General features: G+C 65.5%; 23 protein-coding genes. 18 read left to right on the forward strand and 5 right to left on the reverse strand.

Features of this window, described 5'->3' with window-relative positions:
* Positions 1-106: 106 nt before the first annotated feature.
* From FOY51_RS09025 to FOY51_RS09035, 3 genes are all read left to right on the forward strand, one after another.
* Positions 107-2,071 carry a primosomal protein N' gene (locus tag FOY51_RS09025; RefSeq protein WP_149430045.1) on the forward strand — a complete coding sequence of 655 codons (1,965 nt, stop codon included), beginning with the start codon at positions 107-109 and terminating at the stop codon, positions 2,069-2,071.
* 223 nt (positions 2,072-2,294) lie between these two features.
* The gene (locus tag FOY51_RS09030) at positions 2,295-2,990 is read left to right on the forward strand and encodes a PadR family transcriptional regulator (RefSeq protein ID WP_149430046.1); all 696 of its coding nucleotides are present in this window, start codon (positions 2,295-2,297) and stop codon (positions 2,988-2,990) included.
* 81 nt (positions 2,991-3,071) lie between these two features.
* Complete coding sequence (locus FOY51_RS09035) at positions 3,072-4,109, forward strand: esterase/lipase family protein (protein ID WP_149429873.1); 1,038 nt, start codon at positions 3,072-3,074, stop codon at positions 4,107-4,109.
* Between the two features lie 87 nt (positions 4,110-4,196).
* Here the strand turns inward: FOY51_RS09035 and FOY51_RS09040 are convergent, their stop codons facing one another.
* Positions 4,197-4,403, reverse strand: a complete 207-nt coding sequence (locus FOY51_RS09040; RefSeq protein WP_149429874.1) for a hypothetical protein — start codon at positions 4,401-4,403, stop codon at positions 4,197-4,199.
* Between the two features lie 221 nt (positions 4,404-4,624).
* Between FOY51_RS09040 and def the strand changes: the two genes are divergently transcribed.
* From def to FOY51_RS09055, 3 genes are read left to right on the forward strand one after another with little or no spacing between them, the layout of a single operon-like run.
* On the forward strand, positions 4,625-5,170 hold the full coding sequence (gene def / locus FOY51_RS09045) for a peptide deformylase (RefSeq protein WP_149429875.1): 546 nt from the start codon (positions 4,625-4,627) through the stop codon (positions 5,168-5,170).
* A gap of 1 nt (position 5,171) precedes the next feature.
* Entirely contained in the window at positions 5,172-6,095 is a 924-nt protein-coding gene (gene fmt / locus FOY51_RS09050) for a methionyl-tRNA formyltransferase (RefSeq protein ID WP_149429876.1), read from the forward strand.
* Entirely contained in the window at positions 6,092-7,522 is a 1,431-nt protein-coding gene (locus FOY51_RS09055; RefSeq protein WP_149429877.1) for an RsmB/NOP family class I SAM-dependent RNA methyltransferase, read from the forward strand. The genes fmt and FOY51_RS09055 overlap by 4 nt, the downstream gene beginning before the upstream one ends.
* A 137-nt stretch (positions 7,523-7,659) precedes the next feature.
* Here the strand turns inward: FOY51_RS09055 and FOY51_RS09060 are convergent, their stop codons facing one another.
* Positions 7,660-8,400, reverse strand: coding sequence for a nucleotidyltransferase domain-containing protein (locus tag FOY51_RS09060; RefSeq protein WP_149429878.1), 741 nt, complete (start codon positions 8,398-8,400; stop codon positions 7,660-7,662).
* Between the two features lie 193 nt (positions 8,401-8,593).
* Between FOY51_RS09060 and FOY51_RS27840 the strand changes: the two genes are divergently transcribed.
* The 4 genes from FOY51_RS27840 to FOY51_RS09075 all read left to right on the forward strand — a co-directional run bounded on the left by FOY51_RS27840 (position 8,594) and on the right by FOY51_RS09075 (position 11,429).
* Positions 8,594-8,728, forward strand: a complete 135-nt coding sequence (locus tag FOY51_RS27840) for a hypothetical protein (protein WP_290367879.1) — start codon at positions 8,594-8,596, stop codon at positions 8,726-8,728.
* 189 nt (positions 8,729-8,917) lie between these two features.
* Positions 8,918-9,259 (forward strand): MmcQ/YjbR family DNA-binding protein, encoded by a 342-nt coding sequence (locus FOY51_RS09065; protein ID WP_149429879.1) that lies wholly within the window; start codon positions 8,918-8,920, stop codon positions 9,257-9,259.
* A gap of 22 nt (positions 9,260-9,281) precedes the next feature.
* Positions 9,282-9,962 (forward strand): ribulose-phosphate 3-epimerase, encoded by a 681-nt coding sequence (gene rpe / locus FOY51_RS09070; RefSeq protein WP_149429880.1) that lies wholly within the window; start codon positions 9,282-9,284, stop codon positions 9,960-9,962.
* A gap of 120 nt (positions 9,963-10,082) precedes the next feature.
* Complete coding sequence (locus FOY51_RS09075; protein ID WP_149429881.1) at positions 10,083-11,429, forward strand: HNH endonuclease; 1,347 nt, start codon at positions 10,083-10,085, stop codon at positions 11,427-11,429.
* On the opposite strand, the gene FOY51_RS27950 is transcribed toward FOY51_RS09075, so the two are convergent.
* Positions 11,414-11,995 carry an RBBP9/YdeN family alpha/beta hydrolase gene (locus FOY51_RS27950; RefSeq protein WP_353961361.1) on the reverse strand — a complete coding sequence of 194 codons (582 nt, stop codon included), beginning with the start codon at positions 11,993-11,995 and terminating at the stop codon, positions 11,414-11,416. The two genes, FOY51_RS09075 and FOY51_RS27950, sit on opposite strands and share 16 nt — an antisense overlap.
* 48 nt (positions 11,996-12,043) lie before the next feature.
* Between FOY51_RS27950 and FOY51_RS09085 the strand changes: the two genes are divergently transcribed.
* From FOY51_RS09085 to FOY51_RS09115, 7 genes are all read left to right on the forward strand, one after another.
* Entirely contained in the window at positions 12,044-12,550 is a 507-nt protein-coding gene (locus FOY51_RS09085; RefSeq protein WP_214633083.1) for an Lrp/AsnC family transcriptional regulator, read from the forward strand.
* Between the two features lie 44 nt (positions 12,551-12,594).
* Positions 12,595-13,629, forward strand: coding sequence for a bifunctional diaminohydroxyphosphoribosylaminopyrimidine deaminase/5-amino-6-(5-phosphoribosylamino)uracil reductase RibD (ribD, locus tag FOY51_RS09090; protein WP_149429883.1), 1,035 nt, complete (start codon positions 12,595-12,597; stop codon positions 13,627-13,629).
* 6 nt (positions 13,630-13,635) lie between these two features.
* Positions 13,636-14,244: a riboflavin synthase gene (locus tag FOY51_RS09095; protein WP_149429884.1), complete on the forward strand. Its 609-nt coding sequence runs from the start codon at positions 13,636-13,638 to the stop codon at positions 14,242-14,244.
* A gap of 115 nt (positions 14,245-14,359) precedes the next feature.
* Complete coding sequence (locus FOY51_RS09100; protein ID WP_149429885.1) at positions 14,360-15,613, forward strand: bifunctional 3,4-dihydroxy-2-butanone-4-phosphate synthase/GTP cyclohydrolase II; 1,254 nt, start codon at positions 14,360-14,362, stop codon at positions 15,611-15,613.
* On the forward strand, positions 15,610-16,107 hold the full coding sequence (gene ribH, locus FOY51_RS09105; protein ID WP_149429886.1) for a 6,7-dimethyl-8-ribityllumazine synthase: 498 nt from the start codon (positions 15,610-15,612) through the stop codon (positions 16,105-16,107). The genes FOY51_RS09100 and ribH overlap by 4 nt, the downstream gene beginning before the upstream one ends.
* On the forward strand, positions 16,104-16,547 hold the full coding sequence (locus FOY51_RS09110; protein WP_149429887.1) for a PH domain-containing protein: 444 nt from the start codon (positions 16,104-16,106) through the stop codon (positions 16,545-16,547). Before ribH ends, FOY51_RS09110 begins: the two co-directional genes overlap by 4 nt.
* A gap of 56 nt (positions 16,548-16,603) precedes the next feature.
* Positions 16,604-17,266 carry a TetR/AcrR family transcriptional regulator gene (locus FOY51_RS09115; RefSeq protein WP_149429888.1) on the forward strand — a complete coding sequence of 221 codons (663 nt, stop codon included), beginning with the start codon at positions 16,604-16,606 and terminating at the stop codon, positions 17,264-17,266.
* Positions 17,267-17,270: 4 nt separating this feature from the next.
* Here the strand turns inward: FOY51_RS09115 and FOY51_RS09120 are convergent, their stop codons facing one another.
* Both FOY51_RS09120 and ggt read right to left on the reverse strand, forming a co-directional pair.
* Positions 17,271-17,864, reverse strand: coding sequence for a dihydrofolate reductase family protein (locus FOY51_RS09120; protein ID WP_149429889.1), 594 nt, complete (start codon positions 17,862-17,864; stop codon positions 17,271-17,273).
* 80 nt (positions 17,865-17,944) lie between these two features.
* Entirely contained in the window at positions 17,945-19,927 is a 1,983-nt protein-coding gene (gene ggt / locus FOY51_RS09125) for a gamma-glutamyltransferase (RefSeq protein ID WP_149429890.1), read from the reverse strand.
* Positions 19,928-19,989: 62 nt separating this feature from the next.
* Between ggt and uvrC the strand changes: the two genes are divergently transcribed.
* Positions 19,990-22,029 carry an excinuclease ABC subunit UvrC gene (uvrC, locus tag FOY51_RS09130; RefSeq protein WP_149429891.1) on the forward strand — a complete coding sequence of 680 codons (2,040 nt, stop codon included), beginning with the start codon at positions 19,990-19,992 and terminating at the stop codon, positions 22,027-22,029.
* Positions 22,030-22,039 lie beyond the last annotated feature (10 nt).

Raw genomic sequence — 22,039 nt, forward strand, 5'->3', positions numbered from 1 at the left:
GGGGTTCGGCGCCGTCGCACGGTTCTGCTAGACCTGCACGGTGATTACCAGGGCGCCGAGTACCAAGTCGCCGGCTGATGTATTGCCGGTCGCGCGGGTACTGCCGATGCTGCCGTTGGCACATCTGGACCGGGTTTTCGACTACCTGGTTCCTGTCGAGTTCGACGAGGCTGCGCAGCCCGGTGTGCGCGTACGCATCCGGTTTGCGGGCCGCCTCGTCGACGGTTTTCTGCTGGAGCGGATCGCCGTCACCGAACATCTCGGCAAGCTCGGATTCCTGGATCGGGTGGTATCACCGGAGCGGGTGCTGACGCCCGAGATCGCCGATCTGGTCACCGCGGTCGCCGGTCGATACGCGGGAACGCGCGCCGACGTGCTGCGGCTGGCGATCCCACCACGTCACGCCAAAGTGGAGGCCGAGGAGACATCGGCACCCGAGCCCGGTCCGGATTCGCAGCTCGACGAGGCCGGATGGGGTCGGTACTCACACGGTGACGCCTTTTTGCGAGCGCTGACCGAGGGGCGCGGACCGCACGCTGCATGGCAGGCGCTGCCGGGCGAGGATTGGCCGCGCAGGTTGGCCGAACTGGCGTGCGCGGCAACGACGGACGGTTCCGGCGCCGTGCTGGTGGTGCCCGATCAGCGCGATCTGGATCGGGTGCACTCGGCGTGTGTCGACGTGGTCGGCGACGAGCACGTGGTGGCCTTGGCCGCCGGTCTCGGTCCGTCCGCACGCTATCGGCGCTGGTTGGCCGCGTTGCGTGGGCAGGCGCGGATCGTGGTCGGGACGCGCAGTTCGGTCTTTGCTCCGGTACCGAAACTGGGTCTGATCGCGATCTGGGACGACGGCGACGCCAGTCATGCCGAGCCTCGGGCACCGTATCCGCACGCGCGCGAAGTGGCGCTGCTACGGGCGCATGCGACGAAATGCGCGTTCGTGGCCGGTGGTTTCTCGCGGACCGCGGAGGTGCAGTCGCTGGTGGATTCGGGGTGGGCGCACGACCTCGTCGCACCTCGAAACATCGTGCGCGAGTCCGCGCCGAAGGTGACCGTACCCGGCGACAGCGATCACGCCTTGGAGCGCGATCCCGCCGCCAAGGCCGCTAGGTTGCCCGCGATCGCGTTCGCCGCCGCGCGGACGGCGTTGGCCGCGGGGAATCCGGTGCTGGTTCAGGTGCCGCGCAAGGGCTACGTGCCGTCGCTGGCGTGTGCAAAGTGTCGGACGCCCGCACGGTGCCGTCGCTGCAACGGGCCGCTGGCATTGCCGTCGGGTGCGACAGCAGACGTTGCGGCCAGCCCCACGTGCCGCTGGTGCGGCGAGGCCGATGCGGCGTATCGCTGCGCTGCCTGTGGGTCGCGTGCGCTGCGTGCCGTGGTGGTCGGGGCCGGTCGTACTGCCGAGGAACTGGGCCGGGCGTTCGCCGGGGTAAGTGTGCAGAGTTCGTCGGGCACCACTGTTGCGGACACGGTGAAAGCCGGACCGCGACTGGTCGTCGCCACCGTGGGCGCCGAACCCGTTGCGGCGGGCGGCTACGGCGCCGCGTTGTTGCTCGACGGCTGGGCGCTGCTGGGCCGTGCCGATCTACGTGCGGCCGAGGAAGCGTTGCGGCGCTGGATGACTGCGGCCGCGCTGGTGAAGCCTGCGGGGGAGGGCGGGCAGGTCGTCATCGTCGCCGATCCCGGACTTCCGACGGTGCAGGCGTTGGTGCGGTGGGATCCGGTCGGGCATGCGGAAGCCCAACTTGCCGAACGCGCCGAGGTACGGTTTCCGCCTGCTGCGCGGGTCGCGGCTGTCGACGGCAGTGCTGCGGCGATCGCGTCGCTGCTCGACGTCGCCGAATTACCCGATGGCACAGAGCTTCTCGGACCGGTGCCGCTACCCGACGGTGCGCGCACGCCGTTCGCGGGCGATTCCGCCGAGCCCGTCGACGTGGAACGGATGCTGTTGCGGGTGCCGAGACAGCTCGGTCCCGCGTTGGCGCGCGCACTGGCCGCAGCGCAAGCGTCGCGGAGTGCGCGCAAAATCGATGCTCCGGTACGGATTCAGGTGGATCCGGTCGATATCGGCTGAGTAGCCCGCTCCCGATCCCGAGCCAGGGTTCCCCGCATGCGCATAGACGTTGTGAGGGTGGCCCCTGGCTCATGTCCGCGTGCTTTGGTTCTTGACGTAGATACATTGCCGATATATCGTCGATAACGTAACGACTAAGCCTGAGGAGGCTGACATGGAAGGCATTCGAGCCGAGTACGGAATGTGGGGACGTCGTCCGCGAGGCGGGCGACCCCCATTCACAATGTGGAGTCCAGCGGACTCCGAGGACGGCCCACACGAGGGTCGTCAACCGCGCGGCGAAGGCCGCCGCGGCGAAGGTCCCCGCGGTGAAGGGCACAGAGGACGCGGTCCGCGTGGCGGGCGGCGGGGCTTCGGTCCCGGTTTCGGACCGGGCTTCGGTCCGGATTTCGGGCCAGGATTCGGTCCCGGTGGACCCGAGCACTTCGGGCGCGGACGGGGCCGCGGTGGCCGTGGTCGCCGAGGCGACGTGCGCGCGGCAATCCTGTTGTTGCTGGAAGGCGAGCCGATGCACGGCTACGAGCTGATCCAGCAGATCAAGGACCGCAGCGACGGCGTCTGGAAGCCCAGCCCCGGGTCCATCTACCCTGCGCTGGCGCAGCTGGAAGACGAAGGTCTCGTCCTGATCGAGAAAGTGGCCGGTCGCAAGACCGCGCAGCTGACCGACGAGGGCAAGGCGTACGTCGAGACGAATCGTGCCGAACTGGGCGACCCGTGGGCGGACGTCAACGCAGGCGTCGGTGACCAGGCACTCGATCTGCGCGCACTCACCGGACTGTTGATGGGTGCGGCCGCTCAGGTGGCTGCCGTCGGAACGCCGGAGCAGGCGCAGCGCGCCCGCGACGTCCTGGTGGAGGCACGGCGGTCGCTGTACCGCATCCTCGCCGAGGACGGTCCGTCCGACACCGAGAAAGAGTAACCGGCGACCCGACGACGATTCTTGTCGAAGTTGTGACCTGGAACGAAAGGCCTTTGCGGCCAGTGTGTCCCATGATCAGCTATGCCCGGACTTTCGTCGTCGTTCCGCGATCGGCTGGCCACCCCGGCCCGCCTGATCGCCACTGCCGCAGTTGTGCTCGCCCTACCTCTCGCGCTTGCGCCGAACGTCGTCGCAGATCCGCTGGGGGGCGTGCCGGATCCGCCGGGAACCATCTCGACGGTCCCGACCGGTGTCGGCCCCGCACAGCCCACCCACGGAGCGGCAGCCACGTTCGCGAACCACAATCCCGAGTCGGCACCGTTGGGGTCCAACAACTTCGGTTGCCGTCCCACAGCGGAGCATCCACGCCCCGTGGTGTTGGCGCACGGTAGCGATTCGACGAGCTACTCGGACTGGTCGGCTCTCTCGCCGCGACTTGCCGCGCAAGGCTTCTGCGTATTCGCGCTGAACTACGGCGGCAAGCCGGGGGCGCCCTCGTTCGGCACCGAGAACATCGAGGCGAGCGGCGTCCAGTTCACCGAGTTCGTCGACCGGGTCCTGGTGAGCACCGGGGCAACGAAGATCGACATCGTCGGCTACTCCCAGGGTGCGACCCTGACCAGGTACTACATCAACAGACTGGGTGGCGCGCCGAAGGTCGCGAACTGGGTCGGTCTGGCGTCACCCACCTACGGCGGCATCCTGTACGGATTGGTGCCGGTCCTGCAGAGCATTCCCGGGGGCACGCTGGCGGCGACGAACATAGGAATCGTGTCGCCGGCGGTGATGGAGCAGATGCAGGGTTCGCGCTTCATAACGGCCCTCAACGCGGGCGGAGACACGGTGCCCGGCGTTCGCTACACGACGATCGGATCGCGAGTCGACGAGATGATCCAGCCGTTCGAGAACATCGCGTTGCACGGCGCGGGAGCTACCAACCTGGTGGTTCAGGATCTGTGCCCGATCAATCTAAGCGGACATTTCAACATGCCCTACGACCCGTTCACGCTGCAGTTACTGATGAACACCCTCGATCCCACGCACGCACAGGTGCCGAGGTGCGAGGTCGTCCCACTGGGGACCGGGATCCCGGAAGTCATCTGGGCGGCACATTCCTAGCAAACGAAAAGGTGACCGAGCGGGGGTGTCAAGACACCCCGCCCGGCCACCTCTTTGTTCTACCCGGCCGACGGTGGTTCTCGGGGCTTATTCGGCCAGCTTTGCTACGGCCTGCGCCCACAGGAAGAACTTGTTGGTGCCGAGATCCTTGACGGTCGTGATGTTGAAAGCGGCCTTGAGGTGCTCTGCATCGGAGTCGCTCACGCCCTGCAGCGACGCAACCGGTGCCGAAGCCAGCTCGTCTACCGACTTGGTCTCGTAGGCCTTGTCGAACTTGTCAGCAATTCCTGCCATGTGATCCTCCGTTGATTTCGTAACCGAATTCGGTCGGACTCTCGTGGCCGACACACTTGGACAGTTAATACGCCGGGAACGCCCGTGTACACGGTTTGCGTCGGGCGAGTTGCAATCGATTGCCGAATTGTCCGAGCCCATGGGCGAAATGTTCGGGTCCTGTTGCGTACCTAGACTGTCGGTGCCTACTTTCGTTCGCCGGCGTCGATTCAGGAGCAGCAGTGACCGTTCATCCCGTTCGTCTGTTCGGCGATCCTGTGCTGCGCGCCCGTGCGGCCGAGGTGGTCGATTTCGATCGTGAGCTGCACCGTTTGGTAGCCGATCTGACCGACACCATGCACGAGAACGGCGGCGTCGGTCTCGCCGCGCCGCAGCTGGGCGTCGGCCTGCGCGTGTTCACCTACGACGTCGGCGACTTCAGCGGACACCTCGTCAATCCCACCTTCGACGTCGTCGGCGACGAGAACCAGCTCGGATCCGAAGGATGTCTGTCCATTCCCGAACTGAAATTCGACTGCCTCCGCGCGATGAGCGTCATCGCCAAGGGATTCGACATGCACGGCGAACCGATCACCATCGAGGGGAGCGACCTGCTCGCTCGCTGTATCCAGCACGAGACCGACCACCTCGACGGCGTGCTGTTCCTCGACCGCCTCGATCCAGCAACCCGAAAGAAGGCAATGCGCGAAATCCGGGAATCCGACTGGTTCGGCGTCGACCCCGTCGTCAAGGCCAATCCGCTGGGACTGCACGGGCGAGGTCGCTGAGATGCGCATCGTCTTCGCGGGCACACCCGATCCGGCGGTCCCGTCGCTGCAGCGGTTGATCGACTCGCCCGAGCACGACGTGGTGGCCGTGCTGACACGTCCGGACGCGGTGTCCGGTCGGGGCCGGAAGGTGACCCGGTCGCCCATCGGTGCACTCGCCGACCAGCACGGCATCCCGGTGCTGACCCCGCGTAGGCCGAGCGAGGACGAGTTCGTCGCCGCACTCCGTGCGCTGGAACCCGACTGCTGTCCCGTCGTCGCCTACGGCGCCTTGCTGCCGTCTCCGGTGCTGGCGATTCCGCGTCTCGGGTGGATCAACCTGCACTTCTCGTTGCTGCCCGCGTGGCGTGGCGCCGCGCCCGTGCAGGCCGCGATCGCTGCGGGCGACGAATTCACCGGTGCCAGCACGTTTCTGCTGGAGGCTGGACTCGACACCGGCCCGGTCTACGGCGTGGTCACCGAGCGCATCAAGGACGACGACACCGCGGGTGCACTGCTCGGCAGACTCGCCGATACCGGTGCGCAACTGCTGGAGACCACGCTCGACGGCGTCGCTGCCGGCGCGTTGACGGCGGTGCCGCAGTCGGGAGACGGTGTGTCGTTCGCGCCCAAGGTGAGTGTGGACGCCGCTCGGATCCGGTGGGAGCAGCCCGCTCTCGCCGTCGACCGGCACATCAGGGCGGTGACGCCGGCTCCCGGTGCATGGACGACCATTGCGGGAGCGCGGGTGAAGGTAGGGCCCGTGACGATCGCTACCGAATCGTTGGGCGTCGGGCTGATCGAACTGCGAAAGGACGGCGTCCATGTCGGAACCGGTTCGACCGCAGTGCGTCTCGACCGAATTCAACCGCCGGGCAAGAAGATGATGTCGGCGGCGGACTGGGCGCGCGGCGCTCGGCTGGAACCGGGCACGGTGGCAGAATGAGCGAGTCGCGACGTCCGTCGAAGGCAGCGGGATCTCGTCCCGGCGACAAGTCTCGTAGGCCGAAACGTCCCCGTACCCCGGAAGGCGGCATCGTGCGCGACGAGGTGCGCGCCGTTGCCCGCGATGTGCTGCGCGCCGTCCGGGAACGCGATGCCTATGCGAACCTGGTGCTGCCGGGTCTGCTGCGCGAGCGCGGCATCAGCGGTCGAGATGCCGCGCTGGCAACGGAATTGGCGTACGGCGCGTGCCGTGCGCAGGGTCTGCTGGACGCCGTCATCGAGCGAAGCGCGGGCAGGCCGATCGACGACATCGATGGCGCACTGCTGGATACGCTGCGCATCGGCGCATATCAGTTGTTGCGCACCAGAATCGGTGCGCACGCCGCCGTCGCAACGTCCGTCGATCTGGTCCGTGCCGAATTCGGAAGCGGCAAGGCCGGATTCGTCAATGCGGTGCTACGCAGGGTCAGCGAGAAGACAGCGGAACAGTGGATCGCTGTGCTCGCACCGGATTCCGTGCAGGATCCGGTCGGCCATCTGGCCTTCGAATATGCCCATCCGGTGTGGATCGCGCAGGCCTTCGCCGACGCGCTCGGTCCGCGGGCGGGGGAGTTGCGCGATGTGCTTGCCGCCGACGACGCCCGTCCCGCAGTGCATTTGATCGCGCGGCCCGGTGCGATCTCTGCGGCCGAACTCGCGATTCTCACCGGCGGTGAGGTCGGCCCGTACTCGCCGTATGCCGTGCACCTCGACGGCGGCGATCCCGGTCAGCTGGAGCCGATCCGCACCGGAGCCGCCGGCGTGCAGGACGAGGGCAGCCAGCTCGTTGCGAGGGCGTTGACGCTCGCGCCGCTCGACGGTCCGGACGGCGGTCGGTGGCTGGATCTGTGTGCCGGACCCGGAGGCAAGGTTGCGTTGCTCGGTGCGCTCCAGACAGATGGCAATCGCGTCGACGCCGTCGAACCGGCCGAGCATCGTGCGGAGCTGGTCCGCAAGACCACCCGCGATCTGCCCGTCGACGTCCACGTCGTCGACGGTCGCGAGTCGGGGCTGACACCCGGTTACGACCGAATCCTCGTCGATGCGCCGTGTACCGGTCTGGGTGCGCTGCGGCGCCGGCCCGAGGCTCGGTGGCGCAGGCAGCCGAGAGATGTCGCGGAACTGGTGCGGCTGCAGCGCCAGTTACTCTCGGCGGCAATCGAATTGGTCCGGCCAGGTGGCGTCGTTCTGTACTCGACGTGCTCGCCGCATCTGTCCGAAACGGTTGGCGTGGTCGCCGATGCGGTTCGACGATTCGGCCTCACGCAACTCGATACCCGTGAGCTGTTGCCCGGTGTGCCGGAGCTCGGCGACGGTCCGGCTGCCCAGCTGTGGCCGCATCGCCACGGCACGGACGCGATGTTCCTGGCGGCGTTGCGCAAGCCCTGACACGCGATTGTCTCGGTGCCACCGCGGCGCTGAAACACACTTCAGTAGGTCACCGAAATGGCGGATACGGGTGGTCGCGTCCGGATCGTGAGTTTGAGGTTGCACGGTATTGAGAACCGCTCCGTTACACCCCGGGATCAGGGTCCGAGGGACTCGACTGCGGGTGCGAGTGCCGCGGCCAAACTCGGTTCGTGTTGTTCGACTTCGTTTAGGTACGCGCGGGCGGTCGCGTGTAATGAGCGCCAGAGTTCGGTGTCTTCGAGACGCGTAGCACGCGCAGCCATGAGGTCTGTGGTGTCGGTCGGCGGAAGCAGGTGCGCTCCGCGACCGTGCTCCGGATTCAGCCTGCGACGGAGGCATGCCAAGGTGAGGACCTGTTGACGCAGGTCGCTCAACATCATCTCGGCCTGCCACACCCTGCCGCGAGCTATCGCGGATCGGGCGTGCACGGCGTAGAGCCATCCCATCCGAATCGGCAGGCTCGTGTCGGGCTCTCTTCGCTCCGCCGTCGGCGGTGGCTCTCCGAACACCATTTGCAAGGGCTCACCGGTGGATCGGAAAGTGTCGTGTGGCCAGAAGGAGAGGTCGATCTGCAGCGACGTGCTGCAGAGGAACACGCGGTAGAGCGCACCGAATGCGTGCATATCGAAGGTGTCGGCGATCTTGACCGTCTCGCGAAGCCACGCCGTCCAGTCGCCGACCAAGGAACCGAAGTCAGTCGTGGGCGCCACCTGCATCGCGAAATCGATGTCGGACCACGCGTCCTCTGCGCCGCGCGCCGCTGATCCCACCAGAGCACAGCCTATGACCCGGTCGTCGGCGCGAGCCTGCTCGATCAACCGATCGCGGAGACGGTCGCGCTCGCGAACAGTAAACACTCGGCGATCGTAACGGGCGACCGCGCGGTGATCTCTCTATGGCCGTCCGACAGCGCGGCGTCACGGATGTCGATGCCGGTCAACATCGCTTCGCTGCTGGCGATGCCCGCCAGAATCCTGCAGCGTTAGTCTCTACGGCAGGCAGAGCTATTTCAAAAACTCGACGCCTTTCGACAGCCGGGTGGTCAACGCGATGGGTGGTCTGGTCGGCATGCACGCGCTGCAGATCCTGCCCTTGCTGGCCCTCTCGCTGAGTGTGCTCCCGGTGACCGCCCGCCTCAACGCTGGAACGCGTCGCAACATCGTTGTCCTCGGCGCGATCGGCTAGCGCGGAATCTTTGCGCTGACGCTGTGGCAGGCCCTTCGCGGACAGGCGCTGACCGCTCCCGACACCACGTCGCTGGCGCGTTCGGCGGCCTGGTGCTGCTCCTTGCGGTCGGTGCGATCGGCGTCGTGCGCGCCGCCGCAGTTCCCATTTGTGCAAGCGAAGGTTCTGCTGGTGCACGAGGATCGACTCATGGCGATTACGTGGGAACAGGTGGTCGCGCTCGGCGGTGAGTTGCCGGGCGTCGAAGAGTCGACGTCGTACAACACGCCTGCGTTGAAGGTGGCGGGCAAGTTGATGGCGCGCTTGCGTACCGAGGCCGAAGGTGGCCTGATGGTGATCTGCAGCCTCGACGAGAAGGAAGCGCTGCTCGCTTCAGGTGATGCCGCATTCTACACAACTCCGCACTACGACGGCTACGGCTCGATTCTCATCGACCTCGATCGGGTGGACGAGCAGCAACTGCGCGAGCTCATCGAGGAGGCGTGGCGGATGAAGGCGTCGGCAAAGCTGCGCCGTCAGTCGAACGAATGACTGAGCGGTAAACTTCTCAGCCGTGCCTACGCCGATGATTGCGCCGTCCATTCTGTCCGCCGATTTCGCGCGACTCGCCGAGGAGACTCAAGCGGTCACCGGCGCCGACTGGCTCCATGTCGATGTCATGGATGCGCACTTCGTGCCGAACCTCACGCTCGGGCTTCCGGTCGTGCAGAGTCTGATCAAGGCAACCGACATCCCGATCGACTGTCACCTGATGATCGAGGATCCGGCGATCTGGGCGCCGCCGTACGCCGAGGCGGGTGCCCACAACGTGACGTTCCACGCCGAGGCCTCCGACGATCCGATCGCCGTCGCCCGCGACATCCGCGCGGCAGGCGCCAAGGCCGGTCTGAGCGTCAAGCCCGGAACGCCCATCGAGCCGTACCTCGAAATTCTCCGCGACTTCGACACGCTGCTCGTGATGAGCGTCGAGCCCGGTTTCGGCGGCCAGTCTTTCATGCCCGAGGTGCTGAGCAAGGCCAAGGCTGTGCGCAAGCTCGTCGATTCGGGTGAGCTTCGGCTGATCGTCGAGATCGACGGTGGCATCAACGAGGACACCGTCGCAGCAGCTGCGGAAGCGGGCGTCGACTGCTTCGTCGCCGGTTCCGCTGTCTACGGCACGGCCGATCCTGCGCAGGCGGTTCGTTCGTTGCGTGCGAAGGCTGCCGAGGCATCGGCGCATTTGTCGGTCGGTTAGTTTCGGCGCTGATCACGGAGTTTCTGCGGCCGGCTTCTCGGCCGATTCATCAGAAAGTCCGTGATCGCGAGTGCGTATTTGTCCTGGTCAAGAGTAGGTTATCCGTGTATTATCGAAGGTATGTTCGATACCGGGGAGATTGACAAATTTGAGGACGCAGCGGGGGTCGCTGCGTTCATCGACCGCTTACGTGGGCTCGATCGTCATGTCGATAACGGCACACGCATCGACATGACGCGACTGCTCGAAGAAGTGAAGGCGGCCGCTACCGCAGCACAGGCGAAGTACGCGGCCGACTTCGAAACCGCACGCTTGGCGCAGCGGGCTGCGTTGGGTGTGCCGAAATCACAACAGAGTCGTGGGATCGCATCAGAAATTGCGTTGGCTCGCCGGGATTCGCCGAAGCGCGGGGACCGGCATCTCGGTTTCGCGAAAGCATTGGTCCACGACATGCCGCACACCCTGAATCTGTTGGAACGTGGTCTGCTCAACGAGTGGCGGGCCACGATCCTGGTCCGTGAAACCGTGTGCCTGAACCGTGAAGACCGCACCGGTATCGATGCCGATCTCTGCTCCGACCCCGCCACGTTGGACGGGCTCGGCGACAAAGCGTTGGAAGCGAAAGTCCGTGAGCATGCTGCCGCACGTGATGCCGAAGCGATGGTCAAACGAGCACGCAAAGCCAAAGAAGATCGTCGGGTCACGACACGGCCGGCACCGGACACCATGGCCTACGTGAATGCGTTGCTGCCGGTCGATCAGGCCGTTGCGATCCAAGCGATCCTCGGTCGTGATGCCGACAGCATCCGCGCCACCGGTGACGAACGAACACGGTCGCAGATCATGGCCGACCTCCTCGTCGAACGCATCACCGGCATCAGCACCGCGGTGGGTCCGCCGATCACCGTCAATCTGGTGATCTCCGATCAATCGCTCTTCGGCGACGGGACCGAGCCTGCTCATGTCAAGGGTTACGGGCCGATCCCGGCCGGGTTGGCGCGTCATTGGGTCAAACGCGCGACCAGCAAGGAAGAGTCGGCCGCACGCCTGCAACTACGCAAGCTCTACGCAAATCGGGATACCGGTGCGTTGACTGCGATGGAATCGAAGTCGCGCTGCTTCCCAACTAGTTTGGCGAGGTTCATCGACACGCGCGACCGGTTCTGCCGGACACCATGGTGTGACGCGCCGATTCGGCATCGTGATCACATCGTCGACCACCACAACGGCGGACCGACGGATGCGAACAACGGTGCCGGCCTCTGCGAAGCATGCAACCACGCCAAACAAGGTGAGGGCTGGCGATCACAACCCGACAAGCAACAACCAGGTGAGCGCCACAGCTACCGATTCACCACACCCACCGGACACGAGTACCGCTCGGAAGCGCCACCGATGCCCACACCACTCGAGGTCTACATGCCCGCAGAACGATGGCTACAAACCATCCTTTACGAAGCTGTCTGACTGGCTACGAGTCCCGATGAGAATGCGGTCAGCAAAGCCCGCCCGAAGTCCCATCGCCCGAGTCCGCTGGACGAATTGATGTGGCCGACGTTGCCGGCACTGATGTGGTCGAGTTGGAAGGCATTCGCGATGAGCCGACCAGTGGAAGTTGCGCAGTAAGGATCGTTGTCACTGCAGACAACTACTCCTGGCACGTGCAGCGGCACTCTCCGCAATGAGCTGAAGCCGTGGGCAGTCTTCGGGAAGTTGGGAGCCGAGTTGTCCGGCGGGGCGACCAAGAACACCCCACAGGCCCCGGATCGATCCGGTCGCCGGCGCGTAACCCATTGGGCGGCAGCGAGACTGCCGAGGCTATGGGCGACTAGGACGATTTGGTCGCAATGACTGTCGGTGACGGCTCGGTCGATCGCGCCCACCCAGTCGTCGAGATTCGGCTCTGCCCATGATGAGGGTGCGATGCGCGACGCGTCCATGCCCCATTCGGCCTGCCATCGGCTCTGCCAGTGCTCTTCATCGGAACCGTCGATCCCAGGGACGATCACAAAGTGCATTCGCAGTCCTTTCATCGTTCAGAGTGACAGGTAGCAATTCATTACGCATGTCACTATGTGCTGATGATCGAGCAGACGCACTCGGTGGCGATGAATGGAAAGCGAAACGGGCTCGAGACCTCGGACTCATTGGACTCGATCGACTACAAGCTCCTGGATATTCTCCAGGTCGAGGGTCGCCTCGGTGTCACAGAACTCGGTCGGCGGATCAATCTGTCCCAGCCGGCGGTCTCCGCGCGCATCAAGCGACTGGAGCAGTCGGGAGTCATCAGCGGCTACCGGGCAGTTGTGGACCACGGCAAACTCGGCCTGAACATCCACGCCGTGATTCGGTTGCGGACAACACACGCCAGAATTGCTGCCGCGCTAGAACACTTTGCACAATTGCCCGAGATCGCGAATGTCTTCCGGTTGACCGGCGACGACTGCTTTCTGATCGACGTTCGTGCGCGCGATTCCGAACGGCTGGAGACGATCGTCGATGGCATTGCCCGATTCGGCCCCGTGACAACATCATTGGTTCTCCGAGCGTACGAGACGAATGCCGTCGGTCCATATCAAGACTGCTGACTCCGGAGCCATAGGCCTGCACCTACACCGTCTACAGTTTCGATGTGCCTCCAACCCCAGCCGCGCTCGAAGCAGCAATACGCACAGCTGTCGCGGCATCGGAGAAGGTTCGCGGCACCACCAACCCCAATCCACCTGTCGGCGCAGTGATTCTCGATGCCGAGGGCAACACCGTTGGCATCGGCGCCACCCAACCCGTCGGTGGTGCACATGCGGAGGTGATGGCGCTCCGCGAGGCGGGTGACCGGGCGCGCGGCGGCACTGCCGTCGTCACGTTGGAACCCTGCAACCATCACGGTCGTACGCCGCCGTGCACCGGCGCACTGATCGACGCCGGCGTCGCCGCCGTGTATTTCGCGGTCGGCGATCCGGGCGCCGAAGCGGGCGGGGGAGCCGCGACGCTTCGCGAAGCAGGCATCGAGACCCACCAGGGTCTTCTGGAAGACGACGTCACCGCAGGCCCGCTGCGCGCGTGGCTGCACAAACAGAACAGCGGCCGCGCGCACATCACCTGGAAGTTCGCTGCCAGCCTCGACGGCCGCAGTTCTGCCGCAGACGGCACGAGTCAGTGGATCACCGGTCCACTCGCCCGCGCCCGCGTGCACGCCGAACGTGCACAACTCGACGCGATCGTCGTCGGGACGGGCACCGTGCTCTACGACAACCCATGGCTCACAGCGCGGCTGCCCAGCGGCGAACTCGCCGACCATCAGCCGGTGCGCATCGTCGTCGGCATGAGCGACATTCCCGAAACCTCGCGCATCCTGGACGACGCAGCACCGACCGTGCACATCCGCAGCCGCGACCCCCACGAGATCGTCGACGCGTTGTCCGAATACACCGACGTCCTCCTCGAAGGCGGACCGAAATTGGCTGGCGCCTTCCTTGCCGCCCGGCGGGTGGACCGGATACTGGCCTACATCGCACCCGTCCTGTTGGGTACCGGCTCCGCAGCGCTGGAAGGCGCTGGCGTCGGGAATATCGAGCAGGCGTTGCGGTTTCGTAGGGAGCGTGTGGAAACGATCGGACAGGATCTACTGCTGAGCCTGGTCCCAGCCGATACGCCGACAGAGGAGTAACGAAAAGTGTTCACCGGAATTGTCGAAGAGCTCGGCGAAGTTGTCGCGAAGGAAGATCTGACCGATGCAGCACGATTCACCGTCCGCGGCCCGCTGGTGACATCCGATGCCGGTCACGGCGATTCCATCGCGGTCAACGGCGTGTGCCTCACCGTGGTCGACGTGCTGGACGGTGGCTCCTTCACCGCCGACGTGATGGCCGAGACGCTCGATCGCTCCAGCTTGGGAGCGCTGAACGTCGGCAGCGCCGTCAACCTGGAACGGGCGGCAGCGCTGAACAGCAGGCTCGGCGGCCACCTCGTCCAGGGGCATGTGGACGGCACCGGAACGATCGTGTCGCGCACACCGTCCGAGCGTTGGGAAGTGGTTCGCGTCTCATTGCCGGACGACATTGCCAAGTACGTCGTCGAGAAGGGTTCGATCACCGTCGACGGAATTTCGCTGACCGTCTCGGCGCTCGGCGCGGAGGCCGAAACCGGCGACTACTTCGAGGTTTCCCTCATTCCGACCACCCGCGAGCTGACCACCTTCGGCACCGCCGCTGTCGGAACTCCGGTCAACCTGGAGGTCGATGTGATCGCCAAATACGTCGAGCGGCTTGCTGCACGGGGCTGATCGAACCGGACCGCGGCCGACGCCGTGGGAGAGGAAGATTAGTGTTGACAGGCATTCGACGAATGCCGCCCGGACGCGATCCGGGACGAATTCGCAGACTTTGGAGCGCAGCGACGTGACCAGGTTCGACACCATCGAGCGAGCAATCGCCGACATCGCCGCTGGTAAAGCGGTAGTCGTTGTCGACGACGAGGATCGTGAGAACGAGGGCGACCTCATCTTCGCAGCGGAGAAGGCCACCCCCGAACTCGTGGCGTTCATGGTCCGCTACACCTCGGGCTACCTGTGCGTTCCGCTGGCAGGCGACGATTGCGATCGCCTCGGCCTCCCGCCTATGTACGCAACCAATCAGGACAAGCACGGCACCGCGTACACGGTCACCGTCGACGCTCGCGAAGGCATCGGCACCGGCATCTCCGCCTCCGACCGGGCCGCGACCATGCGTCTGCTGGCCGACCCCAACACGGGCGCCAACGACTTCACCCGGCCCGGCCACGTCGTCCCGCTTCGCGCGAAAGAAGGCGGTGTCCTGCGCCGCCCCGGCCACACCGAGGCCGCCGTCGATCTGGCTCGGATGGCCGACCTCCGCCCGGCGGGCGTGATCTGCGAAATCGTCAGCCAGAAGGACGAGGGCCACATGGCCCAGACCGACGAGCTGCGCGTGTTCGCCGACGAACACAACCTGGCGTTGATCTCGATCGCCGACATGATCAGCTGGCGCCGCAAGAACGAGAAGCATGTGGTCCGGGTCGCGGAAGCGCGCATCCCCACCCAACACGGCGAGTTCCGCGCTGTCGGCTATCAGAGCATCTACGACGACGTCGAACACGTCGCACTGGTCCGCGGCAACATTCCGGGCGAGGACGGCGAGGGCAGCGACGTTCTGGTTCGCGTGCACTCCGAGTGCCTGACCGGCGACGTCTTCGGCTCCCTGCGGTGCGATTGTGGCCCGCAACTCGACGCCGCACTCGATCTGGTCGCGCAGGAAGGCCGCGGTGTCGTGCTCTACATGCGTGGACACGAGGGCCGCGGGATCGGTCTGTTGCACAAGTTGCAGGCCTACCAACTGCAGGATGCGGGTTCGGATACCGTCGACGCGAACCTGGAGTTGGGTCTGCCTGCCGACGCCCGCGACTACGGCATCGGTGCCCAGATCCTGGTGGACCTCGGCATCACCTCGATGCGGCTGCTGACCAACAATCCGGCCAAGCGCGTGGGTCTCGACGGCTACGGCCTGCAGATCACCGAGCGGGTCCCGATGCCGGTGCGTGCCAACGCGGAAAACCTGACCTATCTGCGCACCAAGCGCGATCGAATGGGCCACGACTTGATCGGCCTCGACGACTTCGATGCCGGCACCGCTCGATGAGCGGCGAAGGCATTCCGTCGCTGCAATTGGGCGATGCCAAGGACATCAAGGTCGCCATCGTCGCGGCCCGCTGGCACACCGAGATCTGCGACGCTCTCATCGCAGGCGCACAGCGCGTTGCTGCCGATGCGCGAATCGACGATGTGACACTTGTTCGCGTCGCAGGCGCGATGGAGTTGCCGGTGGTGGCGCAGCTACTGGCTCGCTCGCATGACGCGGTGGTTGCGCTCGGGGTGGTGATCCGCGGTGGCACACCACATTTCGAGTACGTATGTGACGCCGTCACCGCCGGGTTGACTCGCGTTTCGCTGGACGAGGAGACGCCGGTCGGCAACGGAGTGTTGACCACCGACACCGAACAGCAAGCACTCGACCGGGCAGGTCTGCCGGGTTCCGCCGAAGACAAGGGCCAGCAGGCCGCCATGGCCGCGATCGATGCGGCGATGACACTGCGCTATCTCCGCCAACCCTGGACGGAGCAGACCTTCCGATGAGCGAATACGAGCTCGACGTCCGATCCCGAAAGACAGCGCGATTCGCGTTGGGTATCGCCGTATTCCTGATCGTTGTCTTCACGGTCAGCGCGGTGTTGTTGCGCGGCACTGGAACCGGCGTGTATTTCCGGCCCTCCGACCAGGTGGCGATGGTCTTCCTCGGCCTCCTGCTCGCCGGTGGAGTGTCCTTGCTGGCCCGACCTCGATTGCGTGCCGATGCCGCCGGTGTCCGAGTGCGCAATGCCTTCAGCGAAAAGACACTCGACTGGAGCGTCGTCCGTGGTCTGACGTTCCCCGACGGTGCGGCATGGGCGCGTATCGAATTGCCCGACGACGAATATGTGCCGGTGTTGGCAATCCAGGCGAACGACCGCGAGCGCGCGGTCGACGCGGTGCGGCGTTTCCGCGCGCTCGGTGCCAAGTACTCCACCGCTGTTTAGGACCGCCGCCACATAGGACTGCCGCCACGTCTGCTCCGATCGTATGCTTGGGCACTATGTCGGAGCCCGACTTCATTCGTGCCCGGCGGCCGGAACAGAAACAGCGGCGGCGAGAAGTGATCCTCGAGGCGGCACGTGTCCTTGCCGCCGACTCCGGTGTGCGCAACGTGAGCCTGTCCAACGTCGCCGGGGCCGCGGGTTTGGCCAAGTCGAACGTGGTCCGCTATTTCGGTTCTCGGGAAGAGATCTATCTCGTTCTTGCCGGCGCTGGGTGGACCGAGTGGACCGATGCTGTCGCCGATCGCCTGACGGACGACATGAACCAGGACGCGGTTGTCTACGCGCTCGCATACACCTTGCTCGAGCGACCGCAATTCTGCGACCTGCTGGGGCATACGACGACCAATTTGGAACACAACATCTCCGTAGCGGCGGCGCGGGCCTACAAGATCACCGTCTACTCCACGATCATCGGCCTGAGCACGAAGATCTCGCGGTCGTATCCGCTGCTGTCGGTCAGCGAATCGATCGAACTCGTCGCTGCTGCTACGGGATTCGCGGCGATGTACTACCCCGTGTCCAATCCGCCGCCGCCACTGGTCGAGCTCTACCGACGGGAGCCGGGCCTCGGCGCACTGTGCCCGGACTTCCTTTCCGCCGTCAGCCGCGCGCTGACGGTGATGGCTACGGGACTGCCCGCAGCCCGGCCGCTGGGATGATCGACTACTTGGACACCTTGTAGACAAGGTGCGTGACTCTGTTGCCCTTGCGCACCGTCGGGTTCTCCAGCCGAATCGGCGCCGACGCCAGATTGGCGAAGAACGGGATGCCGTCACCGAGTAGTACCGGGATCAGGTCGACAGCGATCGCGTCGACGAGGCCGGCGTCCAAGCACTGACGCGTGATGTCGGCACTGGCAATTGCGACGGTCTTCTCGCCCGCAGCTGCTTTCGCCTGTGCGACTGCGCTTTCCACCCCGTCGCTGACGAACGTGAACGGTGCGTCCGGGTGTGGCCACGCCACCGGCGCTGTGTGGGTCACGACGAACACGGGCGCATCGACGGGATGCCGACCGCCCCAGCCGTCGGTGAGGTCGAAGAGGCGACGCCCCGAGATCAAGGCGCCGACGCTGGGGAAGGTCTCTTGCACCAGTTCCGCGTCGTCGTCCGAGGTCCGAAACTTCACGTCGTCGTTCCCGGTGTCTACGGCGACGTCGCCGCCGGCCGTGTACCACTCGAACAGCTCCTGGACGCCGTCGTTGCGGTCGGCGATGTAGCCGTCGAGGGACATGGACATGTTGGCGATGACTGTGGACATGATGGGCTCCTTGTTCGGTGGTTTCCGTCGCCGTTGTCGGCGCTCACCACAGGGTCGGAGCAGCCACGCGATTCTCTACATCACCCGACGGTGTCGCCCATGACAGCACCTTCGCGGCGGGGATCGGCACCGCCGATCCAGCCGTCGCCGTCGCGCTTCAACGCGCTGAGCCCGCTCGATTGCGGCGCCACGGACACTTGGTGGCCGAGCGCGCGGAGCTGTTGAACCAATGGATCGCCCGCACCGTCGTTCGCGACGTCGATGCCTGGATGTTCGCCGCCGACACCGGTTGCAGGGGAGTTGGCGGCCCCGAAGTCCACGGCGGACACGGCCTGCTGCGGATCGAGCCCCCAATCGAGCATGCCGACCAACGTCTTGACGACGAACTGGATGATGACGGATCCGCCGGGGGAGCCGGTGACGTATTGCAGGTCGCCGCGCTTGCCGTCCGGAGTGCGGTCGAACACCAAGGTGGGCGACATCGAACTACGCGGACGTTTCTGCGGTTCCACCCGATTGGCGAGCAACTGGCCGTCGGGACCGGTCGGCGTCGCCGAGAAGTCGGTGAGCTGATTGTTCAACACGAAACCGTCGGTCATGTGGAACGAGCCGAATGCCGACTCGACCGTCGTCGTCATCGAGGCAACGTTGCCGTATTTGTCGGCGATCGAGAGGTGACTGGTGCCGTGCTCCTTGTCCTGCGGTTGCACGCCGAGCGGTACCGGGCCGAAGTCCCCGGGCTGTGCGGTACCCATGCTCTTGCCGGTGTCGATCAGTCCCGCCCGCTTCTTCAGGTAGTCCGGGTTCAGCAGTGTGTCGGTCGAATTACCCGGCAGCGGAACGAAATCCGTGTCCGCGACGTATTTGTCGCGGTCGGCGTAGGCAAGTCGCTCGGCTTCGGTGACAAGGTGGACGCCCTCGGCGGTGGGCAGCCCGCCGTTGCGGTCGAGTGTGCTCGGCTTGTACTTGGCCAAGTCGAAGTTCTCGAGAATTCCCAGCGTGGACGCGACGGCGGTACCACCGGAAGAGGGGCTCGGCATTCCGCAGATCTCGTGATCGCGATAGGCCGTGCACAACGCGGTGCGCTTCTTCGCCTGATACGACGCGAGATCGTCGAGGGTGATCTGACCGGGTGTGCGACCACCGGACGTCGTCGCCGTCGCGTCGACGATGCCCTTGGCGATCGATCCGGTGTAGAACGCGTCCGGGCCGTCGGTCGCGATAGCGCCTAGCGTCTTCGCCATCGCCGGATTGGTCAGGGTGGTCCCCGCGGCGCGCGGTGATCCGTCCGGGTTGAGGAAGTAGGCGCGCGAGGCGTCGTCGACCGCCAGGTCTTTCGCGGATTCGCCGATCTGCTCGGCCATCCGCGGACTGATCGTGAGGCCGCGGTCGGCAAGCGTGATGGCCGGGTCGAACAGGTCCTTCCACTGATCCTTGCCGTGGTCCTTGTGCGCCATGTCCAGCATCCGCAGGACACCGGGGACGCCGATGGACCGGCCACTCGCGCGCGCGTTCGGTTTCGGCACTGTGCGGTCGGCGTCGTCCACCCATTGCAGATAGTTCTCGGTAGCCGACTTCGGCGCCACCTCGCGACCGTCGTAGGCATCGACCGACTTCTTCGCGGCGTCGTAGTACACCAGGAAAGCGCCGCCGCCGATCCCGGACGACTGCGGCTCGACCAGCCCGAGCACCATCTGAGCGGCCACCAGTGCATCGGCTGCCGTGCCACCGTCGCGCAGTACCTCGCAGGCAGCCTTCGTCGATACCGGATTGGCCGTCGAGGCCGCGTACGACGCGGTCCGAACGGGCGTCATATTCGTTCGGTAGCCGGTCGCGATCTCCGGGTTCGTCGACAAGTTCGTCGGCGGCGATCCGGGGGAGGGCGGCGACGCCACCGGCGTCCCGTTCGGCACCTCGGCGCACGCGTTCGCTGAGTCGGTCGAACTGCTCGGCGCAGCGGAATCCGAACCGCTGTCGGTCGTGCAGCCCGCCAACAATCCGAGCGAGAAAGTCGCCGCGAGTGCGGCGCGGTAACCGGAACGCATCCTGTTCACGGGGATCATCTATCGACGCTAACAATCTGCGGCGGGTCGGGATAGTCGGATGGCACGACTAACCTGGGGGCGTGTCAGATCCCGCCAAGTATCGCCCAGCCCCCGGCACCATTCCGGTGGAACCGGGCGTCTACAAATTCCGGGACCAGCACGGCCGCGTGATCTATGTGGGAAAGGCGAAGAGTCTGCGCAGCAGGCTCAATTCGTACTTCGCCGACATCACGTCGCTGCATCCCCGGACTCGCCAGATGGTGACCACCGCCGCCGCCGTCGAGTGGACGGTCGTGTCCACCGAAGTGGAGGCGCTGCAGCTCGAATACAACTGGATCAAGGAATTCGATCCACGGTTCAACGTCCGCTACCGCGACGACAAGACGTATCCCGTGCTCGCGGTGACGCTCAACGAGGAGTACCCGCGGCTGTTCGTCTACCGCGGTCCGCGCCGCAAGGGTGTCCGATACTTCGGCCCCTATGCCCATGCCTGGGCCATCCGCGAGACGCTGGACCTGCTGTTGCGGGTATTTCCCGCTCGCACCTGTTCGGCCGGAGTGTTCAAGCGGCACAACCAGATCGGGCGGCCGTGCCTGCTCGGCTACATCGACAAGTGCTCGGCGCCGTGTATCGGCCGGGTCTCGGCAACAGAGCATCGAAAGATCGTCGACGACTTCTGCGACTTCCTCGCAGGCCGCACCGATCGGCTGGTACGCGACCTCGAGGTTCGGATGCGCGAAGCATCGGAACGATTGGACTTCGAGGTTGCCGCTCGCTTGCGCGACGACATCGGCGCATTGCGTAGGGCCTTGGAGAAGCAGCAGGTGGTCCTTGGCAACGGTACCGACGCGGACCTCGTTGCGTTCGCCACCGACGAGCTCGAAGCCGCAGTTCAGGTGTTCCACGTCCGTGGTGGACGTGTGCGCGGACAGCGTGGCTGGGTGATCGAGAAGGCCGGAGAGGCAATCGAACCCGGCGTTGCCGACACACCGGACGGCGATCTGCCGATTCTGGTCGAGCAGTTCCTGACGCAGTTCTACGGCGAGCAGGCCGCGCTTGCGGGTCAGGACGACGAGCAGCCCGCCGTGGTACCGCGCGAAGTGCTGGTCCCGGTGCTGCCGCCGAACGCCGACGAAGTGCAGGCCTGGTTGTCGGAACTGCGTGGTTCTGCTGTCCAGCTTCGCGTACCGCAGCGCGGCGACAAGAAGGCGCTGTCGGAAACCGTGCAGCGCAACGCGATGGACGCGCTCACCCAGCACAAGTTGAAGCGCGCCAGCGATTTCACATCCAGATCTGCTGCACTGCAAGGCATCCAGGAAGCGCTCGATCTCGACAGTGCGCCCCTGCGTATCGAGTGCATCGACATCAGCCACGTGCAGGGCACCGACGTCGTCGCGTCGTTGGTGGTGTTCGAAGACGGGCTGCCCCGCAAATCGGACTACCGCCACTACGCGATCAGGGAAGCCGCAGGCGACGGGCATTCCGACGACGTCGCGAGTATCGCGGAGGTGACCCGCAGGCGGTTCATGCGGATGCGTCGCGACTTCGGCACGGGCGATCTCGCCAACGGCGAGAAGACGGTGGTGTTGGAGGACGGCCCGGAGTTGACGTCCGACGCCGCGATCGATCCGCAGACCGGCAGGCCGCGCAAGTTCGCGTATCCGCCGAACCTGTTCGTCGTCGACGGTGGCGCACCGCAGGTGGCCGCGGCCGCCGAGGTGCTCTACGCGCTCGGCATCACCGACGTCGCGGTGATCGGGCTGGCTAAGCGCCTGGAGGAAGTGTGGGTGCCCGGCGAGGTCGATCCGGTGATTCTGCCGCGCACCAGCGAATCGCTGTATCTGCTGCAACGCATCCGCGACGAGGCGCACCGCTTCGCGATCACCTTCCACCGAAGCAAGCGATCCCGGCGCATGACTGCATCGGCTTTGGACTCGGTTCGCGGCCTCGGCGAGGCTCGCCGCACCGCGTTGGTGATGCATTTCGGGTCGGTCGCTCGGCTGAAGGACGCGACGGTGGAGGAGATCGTCGAGGTCCCCGGAATCGGGGTCGGGACAGCCAAAGCCGTCCTTGCTGCCTTGGGCGCCGAAGACAAGGCAGACCCTGCTGATGCTCACTGAATCAGCCGGT

It is taken from the genome of Antrihabitans cavernicola (assembly GCF_008297975.1).
Taxonomy (GTDB): Bacteria; Actinomycetota; Actinomycetes; order Mycobacteriales; family Mycobacteriaceae; genus Antrihabitans; species Antrihabitans cavernicola.

What these genes read in the sequence shown, in the direction of transcription:
- ggt (WP_149429890.1), bottom strand. Translation starts at nt 19,927, where the DNA reads ATGATCCCCGTGAACAGGATGCGTTCCGGTTACCGCGCCGCACTCGCG.
- FOY51_RS09115 (WP_149429888.1), top strand. Translation starts at nt 16,604, where the DNA reads ATGTCGGAGCCCGACTTCATTCGTGCCCGGCGGCCGGAACAGAAACAG.
- FOY51_RS09025 (WP_149430045.1), top strand. Translation starts at nt 107, where the DNA reads ATGCTGCCGTTGGCACATCTGGACCGGGTTTTCGACTACCTGGTTCCT.
- FOY51_RS27840 (WP_290367879.1), top strand. Translation starts at nt 8,594, where the DNA reads ATGGGTGGTCTGGTCGGCATGCACGCGCTGCAGATCCTGCCCTTGCTG.
- ribH (WP_149429886.1), top strand. Translation starts at nt 15,610, where the DNA reads ATGAGCGGCGAAGGCATTCCGTCGCTGCAATTGGGCGATGCCAAGGAC.
- FOY51_RS09040 (WP_149429874.1), bottom strand. Translation starts at nt 4,403, where the DNA reads ATGGCAGGAATTGCTGACAAGTTCGACAAGGCCTACGAGACCAAGTCG.
- FOY51_RS09110 (WP_149429887.1), top strand. Translation starts at nt 16,104, where the DNA reads ATGAGCGAATACGAGCTCGACGTCCGATCCCGAAAGACAGCGCGATTC.
- fmt (WP_149429876.1), top strand. Translation starts at nt 5,172, where the DNA reads ATGCGCATCGTCTTCGCGGGCACACCCGATCCGGCGGTCCCGTCGCTG.
- FOY51_RS09085 (WP_214633083.1), top strand. Translation starts at nt 12,044, where the DNA reads ATGATCGAGCAGACGCACTCGGTGGCGATGAATGGAAAGCGAAACGGG.
- FOY51_RS09120 (WP_149429889.1), bottom strand. Translation starts at nt 17,864, where the DNA reads ATGTCCACAGTCATCGCCAACATGTCCATGTCCCTCGACGGCTACATC.
- FOY51_RS09030 (WP_149430046.1), top strand. Translation starts at nt 2,295, where the DNA reads ATGTGGAGTCCAGCGGACTCCGAGGACGGCCCACACGAGGGTCGTCAA.
- FOY51_RS27950 (WP_353961361.1), bottom strand. Translation starts at nt 11,995, where the DNA reads ATGAAAGGACTGCGAATGCACTTTGTGATCGTCCCTGGGATCGACGGT.
- FOY51_RS09035 (WP_149429873.1), top strand. Translation starts at nt 3,072, where the DNA reads ATGCCCGGACTTTCGTCGTCGTTCCGCGATCGGCTGGCCACCCCGGCC.
- FOY51_RS09055 (WP_149429877.1), top strand. Translation starts at nt 6,092, where the DNA reads ATGAGCGAGTCGCGACGTCCGTCGAAGGCAGCGGGATCTCGTCCCGGC.
- FOY51_RS09065 (WP_149429879.1), top strand. Translation starts at nt 8,918, where the DNA reads ATGGCGATTACGTGGGAACAGGTGGTCGCGCTCGGCGGTGAGTTGCCG.
- FOY51_RS09075 (WP_149429881.1), top strand. Translation starts at nt 10,083, where the DNA reads ATGTTCGATACCGGGGAGATTGACAAATTTGAGGACGCAGCGGGGGTC.